19 protein-coding genes are annotated in these 22,457 nt (G+C 45.4%); all 19 read left to right on the top strand.

Annotated features, from left to right (window positions below):
* The first annotated feature begins 7 nt into the window (after window positions 1–7).
* The 19 genes from AC58QM_RS06740 to ald all read left to right on the top strand — a co-directional run bounded on the left by AC58QM_RS06740 (window position 8) and on the right by ald (window position 22,273).
* Window positions 8–2,344 (top strand): helix-turn-helix transcriptional regulator, encoded by a 2,337-nt coding sequence (locus AC58QM_RS06740; protein ID WP_497282424.1) that lies wholly within the window; start codon window positions 8–10, stop codon window positions 2,342–2,344.
* 192 nt (window positions 2,345–2,536) lie between these two features.
* Window positions 2,537–3,481 (top strand): ABC transporter permease subunit, encoded by a 945-nt coding sequence (locus AC58QM_RS06735; protein WP_497282422.1) that lies wholly within the window; start codon window positions 2,537–2,539, stop codon window positions 3,479–3,481.
* Between the two features lie 23 nt (window positions 3,482–3,504).
* Window positions 3,505–4,404, top strand: coding sequence for a carbohydrate ABC transporter permease (locus AC58QM_RS06730; protein ID WP_497282421.1), 900 nt, complete (start codon window positions 3,505–3,507; stop codon window positions 4,402–4,404).
* A gap of 80 nt (window positions 4,405–4,484) precedes the next feature.
* Entirely contained in the window at window positions 4,485–6,032 is a 1,548-nt protein-coding gene (locus tag AC58QM_RS06725; RefSeq protein ID WP_497282419.1) for an ABC transporter substrate-binding protein, read from the top strand.
* A gap of 232 nt (window positions 6,033–6,264) precedes the next feature.
* Window positions 6,265–6,768, top strand: coding sequence for a hypothetical protein (locus AC58QM_RS06720; RefSeq protein ID WP_497282417.1), 504 nt, complete (start codon window positions 6,265–6,267; stop codon window positions 6,766–6,768).
* Between the two features lie 80 nt (window positions 6,769–6,848).
* Window positions 6,849–7,763 (top strand): DMT family transporter, encoded by a 915-nt coding sequence (locus AC58QM_RS06715; RefSeq protein ID WP_497282415.1) that lies wholly within the window; start codon window positions 6,849–6,851, stop codon window positions 7,761–7,763.
* A 144-nt stretch (window positions 7,764–7,907) separates the two neighbouring features.
* Window positions 7,908–8,552 carry a chromate transporter gene (locus AC58QM_RS06710; protein ID WP_497282413.1) on the top strand — a complete coding sequence of 215 codons (645 nt, stop codon included), beginning with the start codon at window positions 7,908–7,910 and terminating at the stop codon, window positions 8,550–8,552.
* A gap of 18 nt (window positions 8,553–8,570) precedes the next feature.
* Entirely contained in the window at window positions 8,571–9,113 is a 543-nt protein-coding gene (locus tag AC58QM_RS06705) for a chromate transporter (RefSeq protein ID WP_497282411.1), read from the top strand.
* A 211-nt stretch (window positions 9,114–9,324) separates the two neighbouring features.
* On the top strand, window positions 9,325–9,960 hold the full coding sequence (locus tag AC58QM_RS06700) for a helix-turn-helix transcriptional regulator (protein ID WP_310225158.1): 636 nt from the start codon (window positions 9,325–9,327) through the stop codon (window positions 9,958–9,960).
* A 16-nt stretch (window positions 9,961–9,976) separates the two neighbouring features.
* A complete protein-coding gene (locus AC58QM_RS06695; protein ID WP_497282409.1) occupies window positions 9,977–10,780 on the top strand; it encodes a pyruvate, water dikinase regulatory protein in 804 nt (267 codons plus the stop codon).
* Between the two features lie 46 nt (window positions 10,781–10,826).
* The gene (glpX, locus tag AC58QM_RS06690; RefSeq protein WP_497282408.1) at window positions 10,827–11,792 is read left to right on the top strand and encodes a class II fructose-bisphosphatase; all 966 of its coding nucleotides are present in this window, start codon (window positions 10,827–10,829) and stop codon (window positions 11,790–11,792) included.
* A gap of 98 nt (window positions 11,793–11,890) precedes the next feature.
* On the top strand, window positions 11,891–12,556 hold the full coding sequence (locus AC58QM_RS06685; RefSeq protein WP_497282407.1) for a hypothetical protein: 666 nt from the start codon (window positions 11,891–11,893) through the stop codon (window positions 12,554–12,556).
* Window positions 12,557–12,733: 177 nt separating this feature from the next.
* Window positions 12,734–13,819 carry a Gfo/Idh/MocA family protein gene (locus AC58QM_RS06680; RefSeq protein ID WP_497282406.1) on the top strand — a complete coding sequence of 362 codons (1,086 nt, stop codon included), beginning with the start codon at window positions 12,734–12,736 and terminating at the stop codon, window positions 13,817–13,819.
* Between the two features lie 152 nt (window positions 13,820–13,971).
* Window positions 13,972–14,754 carry an SDR family NAD(P)-dependent oxidoreductase gene (locus tag AC58QM_RS06675; protein WP_497282404.1) on the top strand — a complete coding sequence of 261 codons (783 nt, stop codon included), beginning with the start codon at window positions 13,972–13,974 and terminating at the stop codon, window positions 14,752–14,754.
* A gap of 450 nt (window positions 14,755–15,204) precedes the next feature.
* Window positions 15,205–16,326 (top strand): glycoside hydrolase family 88 protein, encoded by a 1,122-nt coding sequence (locus AC58QM_RS06670; protein WP_497282402.1) that lies wholly within the window; start codon window positions 15,205–15,207, stop codon window positions 16,324–16,326.
* Window positions 16,319–17,479, top strand: a complete 1,161-nt coding sequence (locus tag AC58QM_RS06665) for a DUF2264 domain-containing protein (protein ID WP_497282401.1) — start codon at window positions 16,319–16,321, stop codon at window positions 17,477–17,479. The genes AC58QM_RS06670 and AC58QM_RS06665 overlap by 8 nt, the downstream gene beginning before the upstream one ends.
* 406 nt (window positions 17,480–17,885) lie before the next feature.
* Window positions 17,886–19,160, top strand: a complete 1,275-nt coding sequence (locus AC58QM_RS06660; RefSeq protein WP_497282399.1) for a hypothetical protein — start codon at window positions 17,886–17,888, stop codon at window positions 19,158–19,160.
* 219 nt (window positions 19,161–19,379) lie between these two features.
* Window positions 19,380–21,035: a PucR family transcriptional regulator gene (locus tag AC58QM_RS06655; protein ID WP_497282397.1), complete on the top strand. Its 1,656-nt coding sequence runs from the start codon at window positions 19,380–19,382 to the stop codon at window positions 21,033–21,035.
* A 122-nt stretch (window positions 21,036–21,157) separates the two neighbouring features.
* Window positions 21,158–22,273: an alanine dehydrogenase gene (ald, locus tag AC58QM_RS06650; protein WP_497282395.1), complete on the top strand. Its 1,116-nt coding sequence runs from the start codon at window positions 21,158–21,160 to the stop codon at window positions 22,271–22,273.
* The last annotated feature ends 184 nt before the right edge of the window (window positions 22,274–22,457 follow it).

The raw sequence follows: 22,457 nt of genomic DNA, 5'->3' as shown, positions 1-22,457 counted from the left end.
GGTCGTCTTGAAAGGCTTCGGGTTCTATAAATCCAAGAAATATTTGCAGCGTGTACTGAGCTCTATCATGTTATCGATGGTAATCGTCCTATTAGCTTCCTCGTTTGCCAATACGTATTTACTCGAGAAGTCAGTCAAACGGATTCAAGAAGATTCCAATCTGAAAATCCTCACACAAATGCAATACAATTTCTCCTATATGAATGAAATCATCACGCATTTATCCTACTTCGTTTTTAAGGATAACCTGCTAATTCCATTGATGTTTGATGAAACTTTACCCAAGATGGATTTAATCCGCAGCTACCAACGCATGTCCAGTATCATGGACAGTTCCTCGTTCTTACATTCCATGGTCGTCTATAATCATACGCAAAATGAGATTTACGGGACGACCAGCAATTTCCTATTAGACGGCGGCGTTACCAAAAAGAAAATTTTCGATTGGCTGTTAGACCCCTCTCAGATGCACGAAACTTCCCGACTCATCCCAGTGAGCCTTGAACACGAGGATGGACAGATCGATGCGTTCGCTTTTGTTGTAACCGACTCTTTAAAACCCTTCTCACGCGGTGAATCAGCCATCGTACTCTACATTAAATCCGATTGGGTATTCGATAGTTTGAAGAAAATGAACGACACGGGCAGCCGATCGCAAGGTGATATTCTGATGGGGGATCAGGAAGGCCGCTTGTATTCTTCCCACGCCTTAGGTGATTATGCGCAGTCATCGACGCAAGACGCCATACACAACTACATTATGGATCATAAGCTTGCAACGAACGAACCGTCTGGCTTTGTTATTGGGGACGTTGAAGGTAATAAAAGTATGATTACCTATATGGCAGATCCAATTCCGAATTGGACGATCCTGTATGTTCAGTCGTATGACCAATTGATGGCTGAGGTCACACAGACTCGTGTCAAATCACTGCTGGTCTCGGGTGTATTACTTTTGATCGCCATTGGTATTTCGGTCTGGTTGTCCTACAAATTGTATCACCCGATCGAAGATATGCTGCACCGCATTCGCTTCCAGCATCCGCGTGATGAACACACGAGGCGAACCGAAGGTGATGAACTGCATGCGATGAGTGAGAATTATTTAGCGTTATCCCATACCCTGCAGGAAATTAGTTCCGAGCACATCGTAAATAAGTATTACATCCGCAAATTTCTGACAGACGGTCAAATGTTTTCCCATCACGACATGATCCATCTGATCGAAAAGCATCGCTTAAACATTGTCTATCCATCCGACATTCTGGTGTGTGTACTTCGATTGGACCATTTTCAAGCGTATGCAAGTCATACAGACCTTGCCTTAAAGAAGATGCACAGCTTTGCCATCACCAATATTGCGCAGGAAATGATGTCTAAGACATATCCTTGTGAAGCAGTGGAGGTATGGGGGGATCATGTCATCCTTATTGTTTCACGGAATGATACAGCGTCGTCAAGTGAAATGGATCGGATGATTCCCATTCTGGAAGAGATTCAGCAAACGATTGCGACGTACTACGATTTGAGTCTGTCTTGTGGGCTTAGTGACCCGATTACGCAGCTGACGCAGCTGTCATCCGGGTATACCCAAGCTTTACAAAACAGCTTGTACACGGTTATTTTCGGCTACAAATCCATCATTACGAGTGAAATGGTCAAGGAAAACAACGCGAACAAGCGAGTATCCATCCCAGAAGCGATTGAGCGCAAATTATCGGAGAGCTTGAAGAAGGGCTTAATGACGGAGGCTGGTATCGAGTTAGAGAAAGCATTCTCGCTTTTTGCCACTTTTCATTATCATGATATTCATCGCGCTGTAACGAACCTAGCCTGGGTGATCAAATATACAGTCGTTGAGATTATGGAAAATCGGGTTACGAAGATGAGCTTCAATGTCGACTATATTCATCACATCCCACAAGAGAAAGAGACGTTGGAAGAGATGTACGTCGCTCTGCTGGCCTTATGTGCCCAAATCTGTGAGGGTCAGAAACCGTCCAACGTGGAACGCAATGACATGATCCTTGAAACGGTCAAAGAACTTATTCATCAGAAATATGCGGATATTAACCTCAGCCAACAAACCATTGCTTCAACCGTCAAGCTGTCATCAGCTTACTTGGGCAAATTATTTAAGGATAGCTGCCAGCTAACGTTAACGGAGTATATCAATGATATTCGACTCAAACATGCGCAACAGTTACTTGAGAATGGGGATCATTCGGTCTTAGATATTATGGAAAAATGCGGATATGCGAATCCGAGTTACTTTTTCCGGCTGTTCAAAGCCAAATTCGGCAGTACGCCGAAGGAATACCGCATGAAGAAATCCATTTCATAAGAGGGGCAAGGAATACGACCAGCCGCCACTTCTTCCACCTTTTGGTGCATGGAAGGGCGGTTTTGCACTTTTTGATGGTAAAAAAGAGAGTAATTCGAACATTGTACATAAGCTTTGTACATGAATTCGGAAATCTTACGCTATGTAAACGCTTTATCCTGTGGCAAGATACGAATATGGAGGAGGAGCACAATGAGGAAATCACATCCCATCAAAAACCGATGGCTTATACAGGAGTTCAAACATCTGCGCAAAAATCGAGAGCTGCTGTTGCTCGCAATGCCAGGCATCTTGTTTAAACTGGTCATTGCCTATTTCCCTATGATTGGTCTCATCCTAGCCTTCAAATTTTTCAGATATGATCAGGGGATTCTGGGGAGTAAGTGGAACGGGCTCAAAAATTTTGAATTCCTATTTAAATCGCAGGATGCCCTACGGATTATTCGAAACACCTTATTGTACAACATGACGTACATCTTACTTGGCACATTGGCGGCGCTAATCTTATCCATTTTGTTATATGAAGTTAGTGGACGCATGGTGAAAGTGTATCAAACTACCTTATTTTTACCGTATTTCATATCGCTTGTTTTAGTTGGTTACATTGCGTACGGCTTCTTAGAGCATAAAAGCGGCTATCTCAATACGTTTCTGACGACCTTCGGGTTATCCCCACACAAATGGTATTTGGAAACGACACCATGGCTATTTATTTTACCTGTGGTGGCTGTCTGGAAAGGTGTTGGATTCTCAACCTTGATCTACTACGCGGGAATCGTAGGAATTAATACTGAATATTATGAAGCTGCTAAATTGGATGGCGCTTCGCGCGTTCAGATGATCTTTCGCATTACATTGCCCCTCATGAAACCATTAATTATCATTGTTTTTATTTTGGGCCTGGGCAATATTTTCCGAGGGGACTTCGGGTTGCATTATTTCGTTCCGAATAATGTAGGAGCTAACTTAGCGACAACAGATGTAATCGATACGTATGTGTATCGTGCGCTCTCGAAGCTTGGCGACATCAATTCTGGTGCGGCTGTGGGCTTTCTGCAATCGATTGTAGGCTTAATTACCATCGTGTCAGCAAATGCAGCAGTTCGCCGAATTGACAAAGATAACGCACTATTTTAGTGGGGGAGGGGCTTAGGAGTCCTATGGAACTTGCATTAGCAAAACCAGTTAAAACAGCATCGATTTGGTATATCCATGTATTCTTTACGCTCATTTGTCTGTTGATGATCATCCCCTTTGTGCTCGTTATTGCGGTGTCGCTGACTTCGGAGAACAGTTTAATTCAGTATGGTTATCGTTTTATTCCAAAAGAACTCAGCTTAGAAGCGTACCGAATTGTTTTGAAATCACCGGAAATTTGGATGAAATCTTATGGAGTTACGATTGTCATTACAATCGTTGGAACCGTGTTATCGCTATTGTTAACGACTCTGACGGCTTATCCGATGTCGCGACGCGATTTTCGCTATCATCGCCCCCTAACGTTCTATATCTTCTTTACGTTATTGTTCAATGGCGGCACCATTCCGTTCTATATGCTAATGACGCAGTATCTCCATTTGAAAAATTCGATGCTTGCACTCATCATCCCGTTACTGATGAATCCGTTCAATATCATTATTATGAAAAGCTACCTCGATAAAATCTCGATGGAAATCATCGAATCTGCCAAGATTGACGGCTCTAGCGAGGTTCGTATTTTCTATCGCATTATTTTGCCGCTATCAACACCAGCACTAGCGACGCTCGGCTTATTCATTTCTTTTGCCTATTGGAATGATTGGTTTAATGCGTTGTTGTTTATTGACGATAATAAATATGTGCCGCTTCAGCTGCTGCTCGTTCGCATTTTATCGCAAATTGAGTTTCTCGCGAATTCACCTCTAGCGGAGACGGCAAGTAAATTACAGTTCGCGAACTTCCCCACATTATCTGTTCGCATGGCTATGGCTTTGGTAGCAGGTGGGCCGATGATGTTTATGTTTCCTTTTTTCCAGAAGTACTTTATTAAAGGAATTACGGTAGGTTCATTAAAAAGCTGAGAGGAGGTGAGCGTTGCGTTGGTAAGGTTTGTTTGATGAATCTAATAAACTTAGGGGTACTTATTATGGAGGTGTGAAGCTTGAAAAAAGGAAAAAAAATGTACCTGAGCAGTGTAGCCATTATGCTTCTGAGTATGACGGTGTTAGCTGGATGCAAGACCGACACGGCAAGTGAAAAAGCATCGCCGGCGGCAACAACGCCAGCAACTTCAAGCGCAACCTCCGCCACACCTGCACCAAGCACGCTGCCAGAAGTCAAGTTGACATTCTATTACCCAAGTAATCCGCCTGGTAAAGATCAAGCACTTGTGAATGAGGAAGTCAATAAGTATTTGAAAAGTAAAATCAATGCTACGGTAGACTTAAAGCCTCTTTCCTTTGATGAATATGATCCAAAGCTGAATACCATTATGGCGTCCGGCGAAGCCTTTGATGTGGCATGGGGCTCGAAATATTGGCTTCTAGGCTATCAACCGAACATCGATAAAGGAGCACTCCTGGAGCTGCCAGAAGCGATGATTAGTAAATATGCGGCTCAGGCGAGGAAGAACATTCCAGATAAATTCTGGCCAGATATGAAAGCGACCGATGGGAAAGTCTATGGCTTCCCTGTGTATCAAATCGCTGCGAAGACCAAGAGTCTTGTTATTCAAAAACAATTCGTTGATAAATATAAATTGGATGTCAATTCAATTAAAACCTATAAAGACCTCGAGCCTTTCTTGAAAACGATCAAGACTAACGAAAAGGATGTTATTCCATTCGGAATGGCTATGAATTCTTGGGGGCTCTATACCGATCCTAATTTGGTGAATGCAGACGGTCTTGCAGTCGCTTACAAAAAGGATGACAAAACCTACACATCCATCACGAAAATTCAACAATTGTTGAATAAGAAGGACTTCTACACGACGATGCACAACTGGTCGAAAGCAGGCTATATTAATGAGGATGCACCGCTAGTGAAAAACATCACGGATCTCAAGAAAAAAGGAAAAGTGGCTGTCAGCCTTGAGTTTACAACAAAACCTGGCGGCGAAGTGGATGAAATGGCTAATAATGGCGGTAACGCTGTGGTGTACGTGCCGATTTCTGACTCTTACTTTACTGGTGTGGCGAGTGCGATGCAGGTTATTTCCAAAACATCTAAAAATCCAGAACGTGCCCTTATGTTTATTAACTTGCTGAATACGGATAAAGTGTTATACAACCTCATTTCGAATGGTGTGGAAGGCAAGCACTACACGAAGAAAGATGATAAGTATATCGAACCGATCAAGGATTCTGGGTATGCGCCGAATGTAGATTGGGTGTTCGGTAATCAATTCAATGCCTACTTGAAAGGTGCGCAGACGGCTGATGTATGGGACAAAACGATTAAATTGAACGAAAGCGCCATGGTTCCGGCTTCCTATGGCTTTGATGTGAACAGAGACACCATCAAATCTGAGGTTGCCAATGTGACGGCCGTAGACAACGAGTTCCAAGTTGCTCTTGAAACAGGTGCCGTAGATCCTGCGGACCAACTGCAGAAATACATCGACAAGCTGAAAGCTGCGGGTCAAGACAAGATTGATGCGGAAACGACGAAGCAATGGCAAGCCTTCTTGAAGGCGAAAGGTTTGTAAGAAGAGCAGCACAAGAAGCCGTCCCTTGAGGTCATTTGACCTTGAGTGGCGGCTTTTCCTATAGCTTGTCTATCATATTAGGCCAAGTTCCCGAATATAGTTGAGTGAGGGAATCATGATATAAGGTGGATGAGTAGACAAAGACAGCTACCTTTTCAAAGTAAAAGGATGGCTGTTTTTGTTTTCATGCATATACTAATCCTACAACCCAGGAACGAAAGAGGTGGTCTTAGTGGGAACACGGCTTTTATCGGAAAAGCTTGTGAAAACTCGCTTTCCCCATTTAAGGTACATCCGAATTCACACTTCAGATAAATATAGGGCAACGATTTATGCATGGACGGAGGATTTGCAACTAACGAAGCAGGATGCACTTAATGTAGAGAAATATGCAAACGCTTACTTGTACCCCTACGTTGTATTTCAAGTAAAAGCTTACTGTGCGGTTCGCGCAGACAAAGTGCCATTAGTAGAAGAGGTGCCTGTCGAAATTGTTCAAACGGCGCTGCGCACGAACCTGAATCAATTTGGTATTCTAGCTGCGATTAATCGACAGTTTCCCTATGGGCGTTTGCGTTTCAAGCATTATGATGTGATCCATAGTATGATTCATTTTGATTTCGATGCGCTTAAGCAAATGAGTGAGTCTGAGAAGGACAGTCTGATGCGCTATCTGCGCGAAATGATTCCCCTTGGTTGTTTCTGTGAGGTTTGTTTTCTGGAAGATGATTCATAAAGCACGGTTGTTAAGATCTGCGGGAAGGTGGTAAACTTGTTGTGCCGCAATAGCTCGTAAGATCTTAAAGGAGTGCAACTATGCTGAAACGTTCACCGTATTTCTTATTAATTCTCGCAACCTGCATTTGGGGAGGTAACTTTGTCGCGGGTAAAGCACTCGTTCTGCAAATCCCTCCCATCACTTTAGCGACGGTTCGCTGGGGAATTGCTTTCTTATGTTTACTGCCTTTTTTTGGCCAAGCAGCTTGGCGGCTCAAACATGAATTTCTTGCTAATTGGAAAATGGTGCTATTTCTCTCGCTGACAGGCGTGGCAGGATTTAACTCACTGACCTATGTTGCTGTTCAATATACAGGCTCTATTAATGCGTCATTAATGAATTCAGCGACGCCTATTTTTGTAGTCTTGATCACTTGGGTAGTGATGAGGGAAAGACTAGCCTGGTGGGCGCTGCCAGGAATCGGTGTATCGATTGTAGGTGTGTGCTGGATTATAAGTCAGGGCGATTTGTCTGCGATTCTCCGATTATCGGTTAATCAAGGTGATTGGTTCATGCTAGTCGCCGTTATCTGCTGGGCTTTATACTCAGTCGGCATGAAAAGGATGGCAGGGAAATTCCCTGCTAGTCCTTTTTTGCTGGTTCAAATATCAGTAGCACTTGTTGTATTGCTGCCAAGCTCAACCATAGAGTGGGCGATCCGAGCACCGCAAGTTACGTGGAGTCCCGGCTTAGTGAGCGGTTTATTCTATGTGGGTATCTTTGCTTCCATCGTTGCTTTCCTGAGTTGGAATCGAGCGATTGAGCTTGCCGGCCCTCAGCGTTGTGCGGGATTTCTCAATTTTATCCCTTTGTTTAGCGCGATCTTTGCAACCACCTTTACTGGGGAGTCCTTGCAGCTATATCACTTGATTGGAGCCTTCTCCATCGTGTTAGGTGTGTACATGACAAATAGGGCAATGAAGAAGCAAGTTCGCCCATTTATATCAAAATAAATTAAACTTATTATCGATGAAACTGCTAATTGGGTGAAAGTCCCGAATTATAAGCAGTTTCTTTGTGTTGGATCACGAAAATTGATTGGATTTCTCTGTGACTTTAATTCAAAATAGAATTAAGTGCAGAGGAGGTTGAGCATCATGTTAAAGAACATACCGAGCAAACTTATCGCTATATTTTGGGTGTTTTTACGCATTAGCCCGCTCACATTCGGTGGCGGCTATGCGATGCTTCCTGCCATTCAACGAGAAGTGGTCACCCACAAGCAATGGATGACAGACGATGAGATGTCTGAACTTTTGGCTATTTCCGGCGCAGCTCCGGGTGGCGTTGGTGTCAATGTGTCGGCGCTGGTCGGATACCGACTTGCGGGCATTTCGGGCGCAGTTGCTGCGATTGTTGGGATTACATTGCCGACCTTCATCATCGTTCTGCTGCTTAGTTTGCTGTATGCTTGGCTGGAGCATTACCCCAAAATGCAAGCCATCATGGAAGGGATCCATGCGGCAATTATTGGCCTCATTGCAGCAGCTGCATATAAAATGGCTAAATCCGCAATCTTAGATAAGCTCACACTTCTGACTGCCATAGGAACGGTGATTGTGATGATTGCGGTTCCCATCTCACCTCTTGTGTTGGTCGTACTTGGCGTAGTGGTAGGTATGATTGCAACGCATTTGAAGAACAAATGGGGCAGGAACAAACTCGTTACGCATACAGTTTCTCCACCTTCCACGAGCAAGGACAACAGGACTGCCGATTTTTATATGGCAGATGGCATATAGGGATGGGGTGTTTGGCAAATGCTGCTTCCATTATTTCTCACATTTCTCCAAATCGGACTTGTCTCCTTTGGCGGCGGTTATGCCATGATTCCCGTCATCCAGCTCGAGGTCGAGCGGCATCAATGGATGACCGTAGATGAATTCTATCATGTGATCGCATTAGCAGGATCCAGTCCAGGACCGATTGCCACGAACAGCGCGACATTAATTGGCTATGAGACAGCGGGAATCCCTGGGGCGATATTGGCCACCTTAGGGATGGTACTTCCTTCGCTAATTGTTATCATTCTCGTGGCTGCATTCTTATTTCGCTGGCACTCGCACCCATGGTTTCAATCCTCCTTCTATGGATTAAAGCCTGTGGTGACTGGGTTTATCGTGTATGCGGCGCTGCATTTTGGCCTGACTTCCTTCGGATCAGTACGCACGGGTGTCACATGGCGCCAGATTGCTACACTTTTCATTGCAGGTGGAGCTTTCCTAGCTATTGTCAAATATAAGCTGCATCCCTTTCTCGTGATTGTTTGTGCAGGCATGTTGGGCATCGTGTTTTTCTTGTAAGTAGGGAGTTCAGGGAGATTAGAATGAAACGTCTTTTCAGCCGTTGTGGCTGGATTGGCGTTTTTTTTGTCTTTTAGCAAGAAATAGGTGATAAATATTTCTTTTATAGGCAATAAACAACTTTATATTTCAGTTAAGTGTTATATAATATACAATATATAATAAATAGAACATACTATATAACGGTATTACGTGGCATTAGGAGGGAAGCATCATCGAACTTACGGCTCGCCAGTTAGAAATTATTGATCTTGTCGGTAAATATGCGCCTATTGCGGGGGAACGCATCGCGGAGCTGTTGGGCATTAGCCGACCAACCATTCGCTCGGATTTAGCCGTATTAGTCATGCTGCGGCATATCGATGCGAAGCCAAAGGTAGGTTATTTTCTCGGCACTGCAGCACTCGACGTACATGCGCCACTCAAATTGATCGAATCCATGAAGGTGAAGGACGTGATGGGCATTCCCGTCATCCTTCGTGAGACGGTTACAGTTAGTGATGCAGTCGTTACACTTTTTCTGGAAAATGTAGGGAGTCTGATGATTGTCAATCAAGAGGGAACCCTTGCTGGCGTTGTTTCACGTAAGGATTTGCTTAAGGTTACACTTGGACATGCAACGGCAACGTCGATGCCAGTCTCGCTAGTAATGACAAGGCAACCGAACATCATTACAGTGAAGCCGGAAGATAGTGTGGTGGAGGCCGCACGGAAGATGATTCACCATGAAGTCGACAGCTTGCCCGTCGTTCATGCTATTGAAGGTCGGGAAGGCTTGGAAGTGGTTGGCCGAATTACGAAAACAACGATGACCAAATTGCTGCTGGATGTAGCGCGGGGTACGTAAATCAGGGGGAATTTACATGGGAGAGAAGCTGCATACCATTTTCGTGTGTTCGGATTCGGTAGGGGAAACAGCTAATACGGTTGTACAAGCAACGATTCGACAGTTCAATGCAAGTCAGGTTAGCGTGAAGAGACATGGTTCTATCCGAACAGAAGATGAAGTACGAGCCATTGTAGAAGAAGCTTCGCGACTAAAGGGATTTATTGCGTACACGCTGGTGCTGCCAGAGCTTAGAGAAATGATGCGGCAAGAAGCCATTCGCTTGAACGTGAATGCGATTGATATTATGGGTCCGATGATGCAAGCCTTTATTGATACGTTCAAGGATTCGCCTAAACGCAAGGTGGGGCTGTTGTATCAGCTGGATGAACAGTATTATCAACGGGTTGAAGCCGTAGAGTTTACGGTTAATAGTGATGATGGTAAGGATCCAAGCACGATGAAGCAAGCACATATCGTACTTCTGGGGCCATCACGAACGTCAAAGACACCACTTAGCATCTATTTGGCGCATAAAGGTTATAAAGTATCGAATTATCCCCTAGTACCCGAGGTAAAACCACCAAGTATTTTATTTGAGTTAGATCCGAAAAAATTGGTTGGACTCACCATGAGTACAGATAAATTAATTGGCATTCGCACGGAACGGCTGAAAGCAGTTGGTCTTCCATTTGGTGCTAAATATGCAACGAAAGATCGCATAGAGGAAGAAATTGCTTTTGCCATGAAATTGTATCGTGAGTTGGGTTGTTCCGTAATTGATGTGAGTGAGAAAGCAATTGAAGAAACAGCAGGCTTAATCTTGGCCGAAAGATCGTAGCGCATCATATAACGAATCAAACCAATTTCGGGAGGATGGATTGCTCATGCATAGAGACTTGTCGTTGGAAATCGTACGGGTAACGGAGGCCGCAGCCATTGCATCGGCAAGCTGGACGGGCAAAGGGAATAAGATCGATGCGGATGGAGCGGCAACGGCTGCGATGCGTGAATATTTCAGTGCCGTTCCTTTTCGCGGGACCGTTGTTATCGGAGAAGGGGAAATGGACGAAGCTCCCATGCTCTATATCGGAGAAGAGGTAGGTAGTGGCGCAGGGCCGGAATTTGATGTTGCCGTCGATCCTTTAGAGGGAACAGACATTGTGGCCAGTGGTCGGAATAATGCACTCTCCGTCGTCGCAATTGCTGAGAAAGGGAATCTACTCCATGCCCCGGATATGTATATGGCGAAGCTAGCTGTAGGGCCGCGTTTGGCTGGTAAGTTGAGTCTGGATGATCCGCTGGAGGTAACCATTCAGAAGGCCGCAAGTTTGCTGCAAAAGCAGATCTCCGAGCTGACCGTCTCCATTCTGGATCGCAATCGGCATGCCGAGCACATCCTTACTTTGCGTAAGCTTGGTGTCAAAATCTATTTACTCAGCGATGGTGATGTGGCAGGTGCCATGGCGGTCGCTTTTCCCGAAACAGGCATAGATTTGCATGTAGGCTCAGGTGGAGCACCTGAAGGCGTGCTTGCTGCCGCAGCACTGCGCTGTATGGGAGGCGAGCTGCAAGGTCGTTTGCTGCCAGAGAATGAGGAAGAACGTCTACGTTGCCTAGCAATGGGGATTTCCGATCCATCGAAAGTATTAAGCATGCGTGATCTAGTGGGAGATTCCGATATCATCTTCGCAGCAACAGGCGTTACTTCCGGTGATTTCCTAAACGGTGTCAAATATGGCTGGGGTGGCCGTGCGCATACCCATTCAGTCGTTATGAGAGCTCAAACGCAGACCGTACGTTTTATCCAATGCGTCCATCAATTGCACAATGAGCAGCGCGGGAGTGCCTAATCCTTCGAAACTACAAAGCATCTCTACGAATGATAATCATGTGCCAAGTTCCCCTCCGCATATACTTGTGTTGAGAAGATGCGAAAAGAGGGATAACGATGAGCTTGTCTTCAATTGATTTTCTTTCTGTCGTCCGCAGCTGTATTCCTGAGGAGGCCGAGATTGTCGTACTGCAGCAGGAGGGAAATCCCGCGGCGATACTTTATGCCGATGTAGATGGGGATGGATTTCAAGAAATCACAGCTCTGTATAGATATTTAGATAGTCAATATTTGTTCTCCTTGAAAGAGTACTCGGGCAACTGGTTCCCGATTGCCTCGGCGTCTACAGGCAGGGAGCAGGCTGTAAAGGATTTTGCAGCAGCGCCGATCTCACGTAGAGAAGGCTGGGACGTGATCATCGGTTGGGAAAATGCTAGTGAGCAAACCGCAGAGTTGGATATTATCCAATGGACGCAGTCTGGATTTCAACGTGTTATTCCTCCTGGCACGACCTATTCACATGTGGAAATTGAAGATATGCCTACACGAAATGGCTCGGATGGACTTTGTGAAATTGCCTTATGGACAAAGGAGCAAGGTCAGGCATATCGCGTAGAAACATATCGCTGGGATCCACATCGCTTGGTTCCGACTACAGATGTGCATGCGTACTATTTCCAAAAGGTAGCTCGCTACTACGAGGATTTAACGAAGGAGCATCCGGAAGAACAATTGTATAGGAGCTGCTTAGAGGATGCCCAGAAGCGGGCTGGTGGAAGCTAAGTTGTTCATCTAGATACCAGGAGAGATGATCTCCTGGTTTTTGTTGTGTCGTATTTTCTGAGTAGGCTTGTCCGAAATTTAGACTTAAATTAAGCGTTTTCCTGTGCTAACATTTAAGGAAGTTGTCTAGATATCATATAGTTGAATGCAAGGACAAAACCTACTGGAGGTCTTCACATGTCACGTAAGTATCGTATCGGGATTATTGGTTGCGGTGGAATTGCAAATGGTAAGCATTTACCAAGTTTGAGCAAGTTAGCTAATGTTGAATTAGTTGCATTTTGTGACATTGTCCAAGAGCGCGCAGCAACAGCAGCAGCAAAATACGGGATTGAAGGCGCAATAGTTTGCGAAGATTATAAAAAAGTACTGCAAGATGCTACGATCGACATTGTACACGTGTTAACACCGAATATTTCACACGCTGAAATTTCGATTGCAGCACTTGAAGCTGGTAAGCATGTTATGTGTGAGAAGCCAATGGCGAAAACAGCTGAGGATGCGAAACGCATGCTTGAAACTGCGAAACGCACAGGCAAAAAACTAACCATTGGATATAACAACCGTTTCCGCGCGGATAGCCAGCATTTGAAAAACGTTTGTGTCGATGGCGAGTTAGGACATATTTACTTTGCTAAAGCGCATGCGATTCGTCGTCGTGCTGTACCTACATGGGGTGTTTTCCTAGATGAAGAGAAACAAGGTGGAGGTCCGTTAATCGACATTGGTACGCATGCGTTAGACTTGACGCTTTGGATGATGGACAACTACAAGCCGAAGGTTGTGTTAGGAACTTCCTATCATGAGTTGTCTCAAAAAGAAAATGCAGCCAATGCATGGGGCCCTTGGGATCCAAGCAAGTTTACAGTAGAGGATTCTGCTTTCGGGATGATCGTGATGGAAAATGGCGCGACCATTATCTTGGAGTCCAGCTGGGCGTTAAATACGCTTGAAGTGGATGAAGCGAAGTGCTCGTTGAGCGGTACTGAAGGTGGGGCAGACATGAAAGGCGGACTTCGTATCAATGGTGAGAAGCATAGCCGTTTGTTCACAACCGAAGTTGAGCTCAAAACAGGTGGCGTTGCTTTCTACGACGGAGCTAGCGAAAGTGCAGCAGATGTAGAAATGCGTTCATGGATCAATGCGATCGAGCAAGATATCGATCCTGTTGTGACACCAGAACAAGCCTTCGTGGTATCACAAATTCTTGAAGCTATTTATGAGTCTGCTCGTACGGGCAAAGCTGTTTACCTAAATCAATAGGAAACTAGACGGAAAGCCATTAGGATGATTAATCCTGATGGTTTTTTGTCATAGCTGTTGGTCAACTTGGATTTGAAAAAAGGCGTCGAGATGGCGTATGCTTATCACGATGAAGGAATCATTCTGTCATAGAGAGAAAGGAAGCGAAAGCTATGCAACTAGGCTTACAAAATAAAGTTGCTTTAATTACAGGAGGAAGCAAAGGGATTGGGCTTGCGACAGCCATTGCCTTATCGCGCGAAGGTGCAAAAGTAGCCATACTTGCACGTAATGCTGAGCAGCTTCAAGAAGCGGCTGTCCAAATTGCCAACTTAACCGAGGGTGAAGTGCTGACGATTCCAGCTGATGTGACATCGGAAGCGGATTGTCAGCGTGCGATTGAAGAGACTGTACAACGTTTCGGAGGTTTACATATCCTAGTGAACAACGCAGGTACTGCTTCGGCAGCGCCATTTCAGCAGGTAAGCTCGGACGTGTGGCGTCAAGACTTGGAGTTGAAGCTATTCGGAGCGATTCACTGCTCGCAGTTTGCCATTCCACATATGCGCGAGGCAGGCGGTGGTTCCATCGTGAATATTACGACGTCCGCAGCAAAGACGCCACCAGCTTCTTCACTGCCAACTTCCGTTAGCAGAGCGGCTGGCTTAGCCTTAACCAATGCGATGAGCAAGGATCTGGGTTCTGCACAGATTCGGGTCAACACCGTATGTATTGGAACGATTCGCAGTGATCAAATCGAGAAGGTATGGAAGCGAGTTGCTCCAGACTTGACTTGGGAAGAATTCGCTAGCGATCCGCGGCACGATATTCCACTAGGACGTATTGGTAACGCGGAGGAAGCGGCCAATGTGATCACCTTTTTAGCATCGGATGCTGCTTCGTATGTGACAGGAACCTCAGTGAATATTGATGGTGGAAAAAGCGCAGCCTTATAGCAGACAACAAAGCCTATGTCTCTCCCGCAAGGGAAAGCTATAGGCTTTGTTCTTCTTCTATGTTTCTTAGGGCATGGAGTTGGATATTAAGCTCTACGCTTCTTTCTTAAATACCAGACGATCATAGAGATAGCGTCCCGGATTGAAGTGTTTGGATGAAAAGCAAATGTCATTGTCATAAGCAAGAAACCTCCCTAACCCTGAAAGAATGTCATGCATGAATAGTATTACGTAACAAATGTAACGATGGTTCTATTTTTTTTTAGTGGGCAAAGCCTATTTTTTTGCAACATAGCTTGTATCGAATTTGCCCCTCTGAATCGGATATTTTTTCTTGACAGGTTAAACGTTTCAATTTAAGCTAAGAGTGAGTGTTAAACGTTTAACTCGCTCGAGCAGTTGGAGCAGCTATTGAGCAACCTATAACAAGTGATACGGAGTGATTCTAACATGTGGAAACAAGCTATTGAGGATGCTTTGCAGAAGACGAAAGTAAATATTGAGCGTTTCGGGGATAAGTTCCCTCATGTCAGTGAGAACGATATTTATCATTTGAATCCAAATACCGATTGGACGGATGGCTTCTGGTCCGGTATTTTGTGGCTGGGCTATCAATACACGGGAGACAAAGTGTTCCAAGAAGCCGCACAGCGCACAGTTGCAAGCTTTAAACAAAGACTTGAAAACAATGTAGGATTAGGTCACCATGATATCGGCTTCCTCTATTCCTTATCTTCGAAAGCGCAATGGATCCTTGAAAAGGATGAGAACGCGAAACAACTTACTTTGCAAGCTGCTGATGTGTTAATGAAGCGTTGGAGACCGAAGGGCCAGTACATTCAAGCTTGGGGTCCAGAGGGTGACGAGAAAAACGGTGGAAGAATCATTATCGATTGTCTGTTGAATTTGCCATTATTGTACTGGGCATATGAACAAACAGGTGATTCGAAATATAAAGATGTAGCAATTATCCATGCGGATCTGTCGCGCCGCTACTTGGTACGTGGAGACGATTCTTCGTACCACACGTTCTATTTCGATCAAGAAACAGGTGAGCCGCTGCATGGTGGAACTCATCAAGGGTATTCGGATGGGTCAACATGGACAAGAGGACAAGCGTGGGGGATTTACGGTTTTGCGCTTTCATACCACTATACGAAAAACCCATTATACTTAGAGACTGCCAAACGCTTAGCGCGTTACTTCTTCGAGCGTCTGCCGGAAGATGACGTTGTGTATTGGGATTTCAATGCACCAGTTAATGCTGAAACGAAGAGAGATAGTTCTGCTTCTGCCATTGCTTCTGCTGGGGCTCTTGAGATTCTTGAGCATTTGTCAGCTGATGATCCAGATCGTGTGTATTTGGAAAATGGCGTGCAACGTTCGATGGCTGGACTAGTGAAGTCCTACGCTACCATTGGCAAACCAGATGCACAAGGTTTCCTTGAGCGCGGTTCCTACAGTGTTCGCGGCGGCGCAGCACCGGATGATTATGTGATTTGGGGCGACTACTACTATTTAGAAGCGCTTCTTCGTTTAGAAAAAGGATTCAAAGGTTATTGGTATGAGTAATTCACTATCAACTGTGGCAACAGATCGCGCTTATTGGGTTCAGACGATGCTTCGCATCGCTGAGCCTGTCCTTCGAGCGCTAGCAACTAGACAACTTCGTGCCACAATGCCAGTGGAATGTAAAAAAGAAGAGCAACGCGCATTTACGCATCTCGAAGCGTTCGGTCGTACACTCGTTGGGATGGCGCCTTGGCTAGAGACACCTGCCTTGAATGCCGAGGAAGAAGAGCTTCGCCTGACATATGGCAAGCTGGCAAGAGAAGCTATGGATGCGGCTACGGATCCCGAGTCTCCGGATTTCTTGAACTTTGCGACAGGTATGCAGCCGATCGTGGATACTGCTTTTCTATCGCATGCGATTCTACGTGCACCGAATACACTCTGGCACAGCTTGGATGAACGTGTAAAAGCCAATCTCGCAGCCGCGATGAAAACCTCGCGGACACGCAAGCCAGGCTTTAATAACTGGCTGCTCTTCGCAGCGATGACCGAAACTGCACTTGGTGTCATGGGCGAGGACTGGGATCATATGCGTGTTGACTTTGCACTAAAGCAGCATGAGCAATGGTATCTAGGCGACGGCATGTATGGGGATGGCGTAGACTATCATGCGGATTACTACAACAGCTTCGTTATTCAGCCCATGATGGTGGATATCATTGAGCATGTACATGCGCTATATGCGGATTGGGGCAAAATGCGGGCGAACATCCTGAAACGAGCGCAACGTTATGCAGCTGTTCAGGAGCGTATGATTTCTCCGGAAGGTACATTCCCTGCGATTGGCCGGTCATTAGCTTACCGCTTTGGCGCGTTTCAGTCGCTAGCTCAGACGGCGCATCGTCGTGAGCTGCCTGTAGAGGTTGCACCAGCTCAAGTACGCGGCGCATTGACCGCTGTCATTCGCAGATTGATCGAAGCGCCAGGTACCTTTGATGAAGCCGGATGGTTGCGTATCGGTCTGTGCGGACACCAACCTGAGTTGGGCGAGCCTTACATTTCGACAGGAAGCTTATACCTGTGTTCTGCGGTATTCCTTCCGCTTGGATTGCCAGCGAATGATGAGTTCTGGCAAGGTGCGGACGTACCGTGGACTTCCCAGCAGGTATGGTCAGGTCAGACAGTGGCTATCGATCACGCGTTATACGAATAATTATATTGCATAGCACGTACTCATCCCGATGGGATGGGTACGTGTTTTTTTGAAAAATCTCCATGTCTCCATCAAATAGATGGGTTTTATACAGTTAAAACTTAAGAACTTTCGAACAAAAGTAACTTAGATGTAAATTCTCCAGTTAATTTCAACTAATTCAAGGATATAAAACAAATGAGGCAAAATTAACTGCATATTTTCCATCTAAATCGAGTTATTGAGGAGATTTCTCATATATACCTGTACATTTTCCAGTTAATACAAGTTGAGAGCTGAATACAACGCGCTCCAATCGACCAACATTTCCGATATAATTCGTTCCATGTCCTCATTGAGTGGAGAAGTTCATTTTTCTACAAAAGGATGAAAGCGCTTTATTAGCCTAGCTCTTGGGAGGGGTATCATGGGTGATTGCTATCAGGTAGCGCAAAATAACGGGAAATGGTCGTTTATAACGCCGCAAAATCAACCTTTTTATTCCATTGGTGTGAATGGCGTGCATAATCAGATTGTGGATCAGGCTCATTGGTTGAAAACGGATCTGGTACAAAAATACGGTGGAAATCGAGAATGGTTCCCCAACTGGGCTAAGGAAAAACTGACCCAAGTGGAGCAGTTCGGATTCAACACGTTGGGAGCTTGGCACGAACCCTATTATTGGGGAAACGGCATGCCGAAAACAGTTGAAATCCGTATGTCTAGGTTTGCGCCAAAGGTGAATACGGATTGGGGAACGGGTTTCCCTGACGTATTCGACCCCAAATTTCATGCTTCCGTGGAACGCGCGTGCTTGGATTGCTTTATGAGTGGCCGTGGGGAAGCCCTATTGAACGATCCTGGTGTAATTGGTTATTATACCGATAATGAAATTCACTGGTGGGGGCATGGCGGCAAATGGGGCAACAATGACCCAGGCAATGGCGCGAATGAAACGAGCCTAGTTGATGACTATTTGGAACAGCCGGCAAACGGGTACGGGAAATTGGCCTGGATCAAGACACTAAGAGAACGCCACAGTACGATTGAGAGATTAAATGAGACTTGGGGAGCGGAGTATACAGATTTTGAGGACTTGGCGCATATTGCGGTTTACCGGGCGGATCATCCAGAAGCGTTGCTAGCGGATAAATTGGCTTTCCTTCGTCTGATTGCTGAGGTTTATTATAAAACGACATCAAATGCACTTAAGCGTTATGATCCAAACAGGCTTAACCTGGGGGACAGAATGGTAGGTACGAGCACACCAGAGGTTGTTTTTGATGTCATGAAAAACTACGCAGATGTGATTACACTGAACTTTTACAGCTTCGACCTGCCGGAACGGTGGATGAGTTATATTCACGAGCGCACAGGCTTGCCGATCATGATCACTGAATTCAGCTTCTGCGCGGGTGCGCAAGCAGGGTTTTTGATGAATACCAACGGTGCGCGTAATGTCTTAGTACGGACCCAAGCTCGCAGAGGCGAAACGTATCGCAACTTTGTGGAAGAAGCTGCCCGCATGCCCTATGTTGTGGGAACGCATTGGTTCGCCATGTATGACTATGGAAATCCGCAAGGTTTAATTGGGAATTACGGGCTGCTGGATCTTGCTGATGAACCCTATGAAGAGTTCGCCGAATTGGTTCGTCAGACAAACGAAGATGTGCTTCTTACTAGAAATTCGCTGGAACAATGATTGGAATATCGTGCGCGTGAAGATCACGCCGCTTGCTCATTTTGTCGGAGCTGGCGGCGTTTTTATTTGCGGAGACTTTGGAACCCGTCTGATTTTCGTGTAAACTTAAATGAAAGCTTAATGTAAGTACATCATCGTGATATCCACAAATACTCTCAGGCAAATATTGTGGATAACTTTAATGTGAAGCGTAGATTGAGAAGAGAGAAGTGAGTTTGCATGCATCAACATTATCAATTAACCGTCGAAGAGGTATTGAAACGTCCCTCTTTTCAGCATGCCTACATCGCGGCTGGCGCAAAAGGCTTAGGCCGATTAGTTCGTTGGGTTCACATTATAGAAGTGATACAGTTTGAACAGCTGCTGCAAGGTGGCGAGATGATTCTCACCACAGGTGCGGCTTTTAAGAATGATACTGATTTGTTCATGACTTATTTAAAGCAGTTAATCCATAGAAATGTAACTTGTCTCTGTATTGAGATGGGACATTATATTAGTTCAGTACCACAAGCTTGGATGGATGCGGCAGAAGCTCACGATTTCCCGCTCATTATCTTCTCAGAGGCTGTTCGATTTATTACGATCACGCAAGATATTCATGCTCATATTATTAATCAACAACATCAGGTGCTTCAGGATTTGGAGAAAATTTCGCGTGAATTCCATCGCATGACCTTAACTTCGCAAGGTGTCACGCATGTGCTAGCTTTACTGCAAAGCAGTACCAAAGGACAGGTTATTTATGCCCCTATGGATGCTCCGCCAAAGTTTACGCCACCGCTTGGGAAAAAGGAGTCCTCCCAATGGCTGGCTTTTCTTGATAAACGCAGCCTAGAAAGCGGAAATGAAGGTCCAAGTGTTGGCCCATTGTATGAAGAAGTGGAGGGACGCACGGTCATTGCTCAGCCTGTAGGTGCCATGGGCAAAACCTGGGCGCACATCCTACTCGTTCTAGATCGAAAGCCACAGGAGTACGAGTATTTAATTTTGGACTCCGCATCCCTGTCCATCGCGCAGGATTTGTTGCGTAAAAGGTATATGGAAGAGCGGAAATTGTATTCCCAAACGCTATGGGTCGATGATTTACTGCACATGCGCATTCAAGATGAGGAGCAGATTAAGGGGCTGATAGGCGCCGAGTTTAGGCGCTTGAATACACTAACCTATCGGGTGATTTTGATTGAATTTGACCAGGAGCATGATGAAGGTGGAGCCACAGAAAATGAGGGAATCGAGTCTGCAGGATTGCACTTGTCGCTAGCAGCACGATCGATTTTCGAGGGTCAGCTATTTCACCCCTTAATCACCTTGAAACACAATAGACTCGTCGTTGTCGCATTCGATAAGGCTCCCCAGAAGGCGGCTAAGGAGCGTTTGAAGCATGTGTGTGAGTTGATTCAGGGGATGAAGGATAATGAAGGGATTCAGTTGAAAATGGGGATTGGCCTGCCGAATCAAAAGTTCCTACAAGCGCATCGCAGCTATCAACAGGCGCTTCAAGCCTTATCGTTAACGGTTACACTTCAGCAGAAAAACGTGACGTTTTATGATGAACTGGGCGTATTTGAGTTGCTATTTCATATTGCGGACAAGGAGATTTTGGCATCATTTATTCGCTCCTACCTCGGTCCAATTCTTGATCATGATAGTCAAAAAGGCAGTGAACTGCTGCGAACGCTTAAAGTGTATCTCGACCATGATGGTTCGAAGCAAATTGCTGCGCAGCAGCTTTTTATCGTGAGACAATCCCTCTATTACCGATTGTACAAAATTGAAGAGCTGCTAGGCGCTGACTATATGAATTCCGAGAAAAGATTAGCCCTGCAAGTAGCCATCCGTGCCTATCAACTTTTGCATCCAGAGAAGAAATTGTGAAAAAAAATGTGTTTATTTTTTGACAAAATGTCTAATGGAACGGAACCGTTTCTCTCTTATACTTGGAGTCAAGTAGAGAGCGATCCTTGTGTTAAGGGGTCCTCAAGAGAGGTTGATGGGGCATGATTATTGGCGTTCCTAGAGAGATTAAAAATAATGAGTTTCGTGTAGGCATGACACCGAGCTCGGTGCTATCATACATTAAAGCAGGTCACGAAGTACGGGTGGAAACATCAGCTGGGCACAGCATTGGGTTCATGGATGAGGATTATACGGCAGCAGGAGCAACGATTGTTCCAACAGCAGCAGAAGTATGGTCCTCTGATATGGTAGTCAAAGTGAAAGAGCCGCTACCTGAGGAGTACGGGTATTTTCATGAAGGCTTGATTTTGTACACATATCTGCATCTGGCTCCTGAGGCTGAATTAACACATGCTTTGATCAGCAAAAAAGTAACAGCTATCGCCTATGAAACGATCCAACTCGACAATGGCAGTTTACCGTTATTGACGCCGATGAGTGAAGTGGCTGGACGTATGGCTGTGCAGATTGGTGCGCACTTTTTGGAGAAGGCACATGGCGGCAAAGGCATCCTGCTAGGTGGTGTACCAGGCGTTGAACCGGGGAAAGTAGCCGTTATCGGCGGCGGGATTGTCGGTGCCAATGCAGCCAAAATGGCCATCGGGCTTGGTGCAGATGTGACTATCATTGATTTGAATGCGGATCGCCTGCGTCAATTGGATGATCAATTTCAGGGACGTGTCAAAACGATCATGTCCAACCCGTATAACATCGCTGAGGTTGTGCGTAAAGCAGATTTGGTTGTAGGTGCGGTGCTGATCCCTGGTGCTCGCGCTCCTCGTCTAGTGACGGAGGAAATGGTGAAAACGATGAGCCCAGGCAGTGTAATCATTGACGTTGCCATCGATCAAGGAGGTTCAATCGAGACGATTGACCGAATTACTACACATGATCAACCAACCTACGTAAAGCATGGCGTCATCCATTATGCTGTTGCGAACATGCCTGGAGCGGTGGCTCGCACTTCTACCTTGGCGTTGACGAATGTCACAACGACCTACGGACTTCAAATCGCCAGCAAAGGCTTCGTGCGTGCAGCGCTCGACAACAAGGCCATTGCGAAGGGGATCAATGTGGCAGAAGGACATGTTACGTATCAAGCTGTTGCGGAAGCACACGGATATACGTATACCGATATCTATTCTTTGATTCAGTAAAAAGAGATAAGGGGCCTCCACAGGTATGTGGAGGTCTATTTTTATGGGGAAGGCGGGAGCTTCGTATTCGTTGGCACAAGTATTGCTTATGCCGCGATTAAATGGATTTTATAAATGAAATAAATGTACAATTTCCAGTTAAAATCTATTTCCACTAGCTTTGAAGTTTTGGTCTCAGGTGCAA

It is taken from the genome of Paenibacillus sp. J22P165 (assembly GCF_059692015.1).
Note: the sequence above shows the minus strand (reverse complement) of the source record. Positions and strands in the feature narration are given on the sequence as shown.

What these genes read in the sequence shown, in the direction of transcription:
- AC58QM_RS06735 (WP_497282422.1), top strand. Translation starts at nt 2,537, where the DNA reads ATGAGGAAATCACATCCCATCAAAAACCGATGGCTTATACAGGAGTTC.
- AC58QM_RS06730 (WP_497282421.1), top strand. Translation starts at nt 3,505, where the DNA reads ATGGAACTTGCATTAGCAAAACCAGTTAAAACAGCATCGATTTGGTAT.
- AC58QM_RS06715 (WP_497282415.1), top strand. Translation starts at nt 6,849, where the DNA reads ATGCTGAAACGTTCACCGTATTTCTTATTAATTCTCGCAACCTGCATT.
- AC58QM_RS06710 (WP_497282413.1), top strand. Translation starts at nt 7,908, where the DNA reads ATGTTAAAGAACATACCGAGCAAACTTATCGCTATATTTTGGGTGTTT.
- AC58QM_RS06705 (WP_497282411.1), top strand. Translation starts at nt 8,571, where the DNA reads ATGCTGCTTCCATTATTTCTCACATTTCTCCAAATCGGACTTGTCTCC.
- AC58QM_RS06695 (WP_497282409.1), top strand. Translation starts at nt 9,977, where the DNA reads ATGGGAGAGAAGCTGCATACCATTTTCGTGTGTTCGGATTCGGTAGGG.
- glpX (WP_497282408.1), top strand. Translation starts at nt 10,827, where the DNA reads ATGCATAGAGACTTGTCGTTGGAAATCGTACGGGTAACGGAGGCCGCA.
- AC58QM_RS06685 (WP_497282407.1), top strand. Translation starts at nt 11,891, where the DNA reads ATGAGCTTGTCTTCAATTGATTTTCTTTCTGTCGTCCGCAGCTGTATT.
- AC58QM_RS06680 (WP_497282406.1), top strand. Translation starts at nt 12,734, where the DNA reads ATGTCACGTAAGTATCGTATCGGGATTATTGGTTGCGGTGGAATTGCA.
- AC58QM_RS06675 (WP_497282404.1), top strand. Translation starts at nt 13,972, where the DNA reads ATGCAACTAGGCTTACAAAATAAAGTTGCTTTAATTACAGGAGGAAGC.
- AC58QM_RS06670 (WP_497282402.1), top strand. Translation starts at nt 15,205, where the DNA reads ATGTGGAAACAAGCTATTGAGGATGCTTTGCAGAAGACGAAAGTAAAT.
- AC58QM_RS06665 (WP_497282401.1), top strand. Translation starts at nt 16,319, where the DNA reads ATGAGTAATTCACTATCAACTGTGGCAACAGATCGCGCTTATTGGGTT.
- AC58QM_RS06660 (WP_497282399.1), top strand. Translation starts at nt 17,886, where the DNA reads ATGGGTGATTGCTATCAGGTAGCGCAAAATAACGGGAAATGGTCGTTT.
- AC58QM_RS06655 (WP_497282397.1), top strand. Translation starts at nt 19,380, where the DNA reads ATGCATCAACATTATCAATTAACCGTCGAAGAGGTATTGAAACGTCCC.
- ald (WP_497282395.1), top strand. Translation starts at nt 21,158, where the DNA reads ATGATTATTGGCGTTCCTAGAGAGATTAAAAATAATGAGTTTCGTGTA.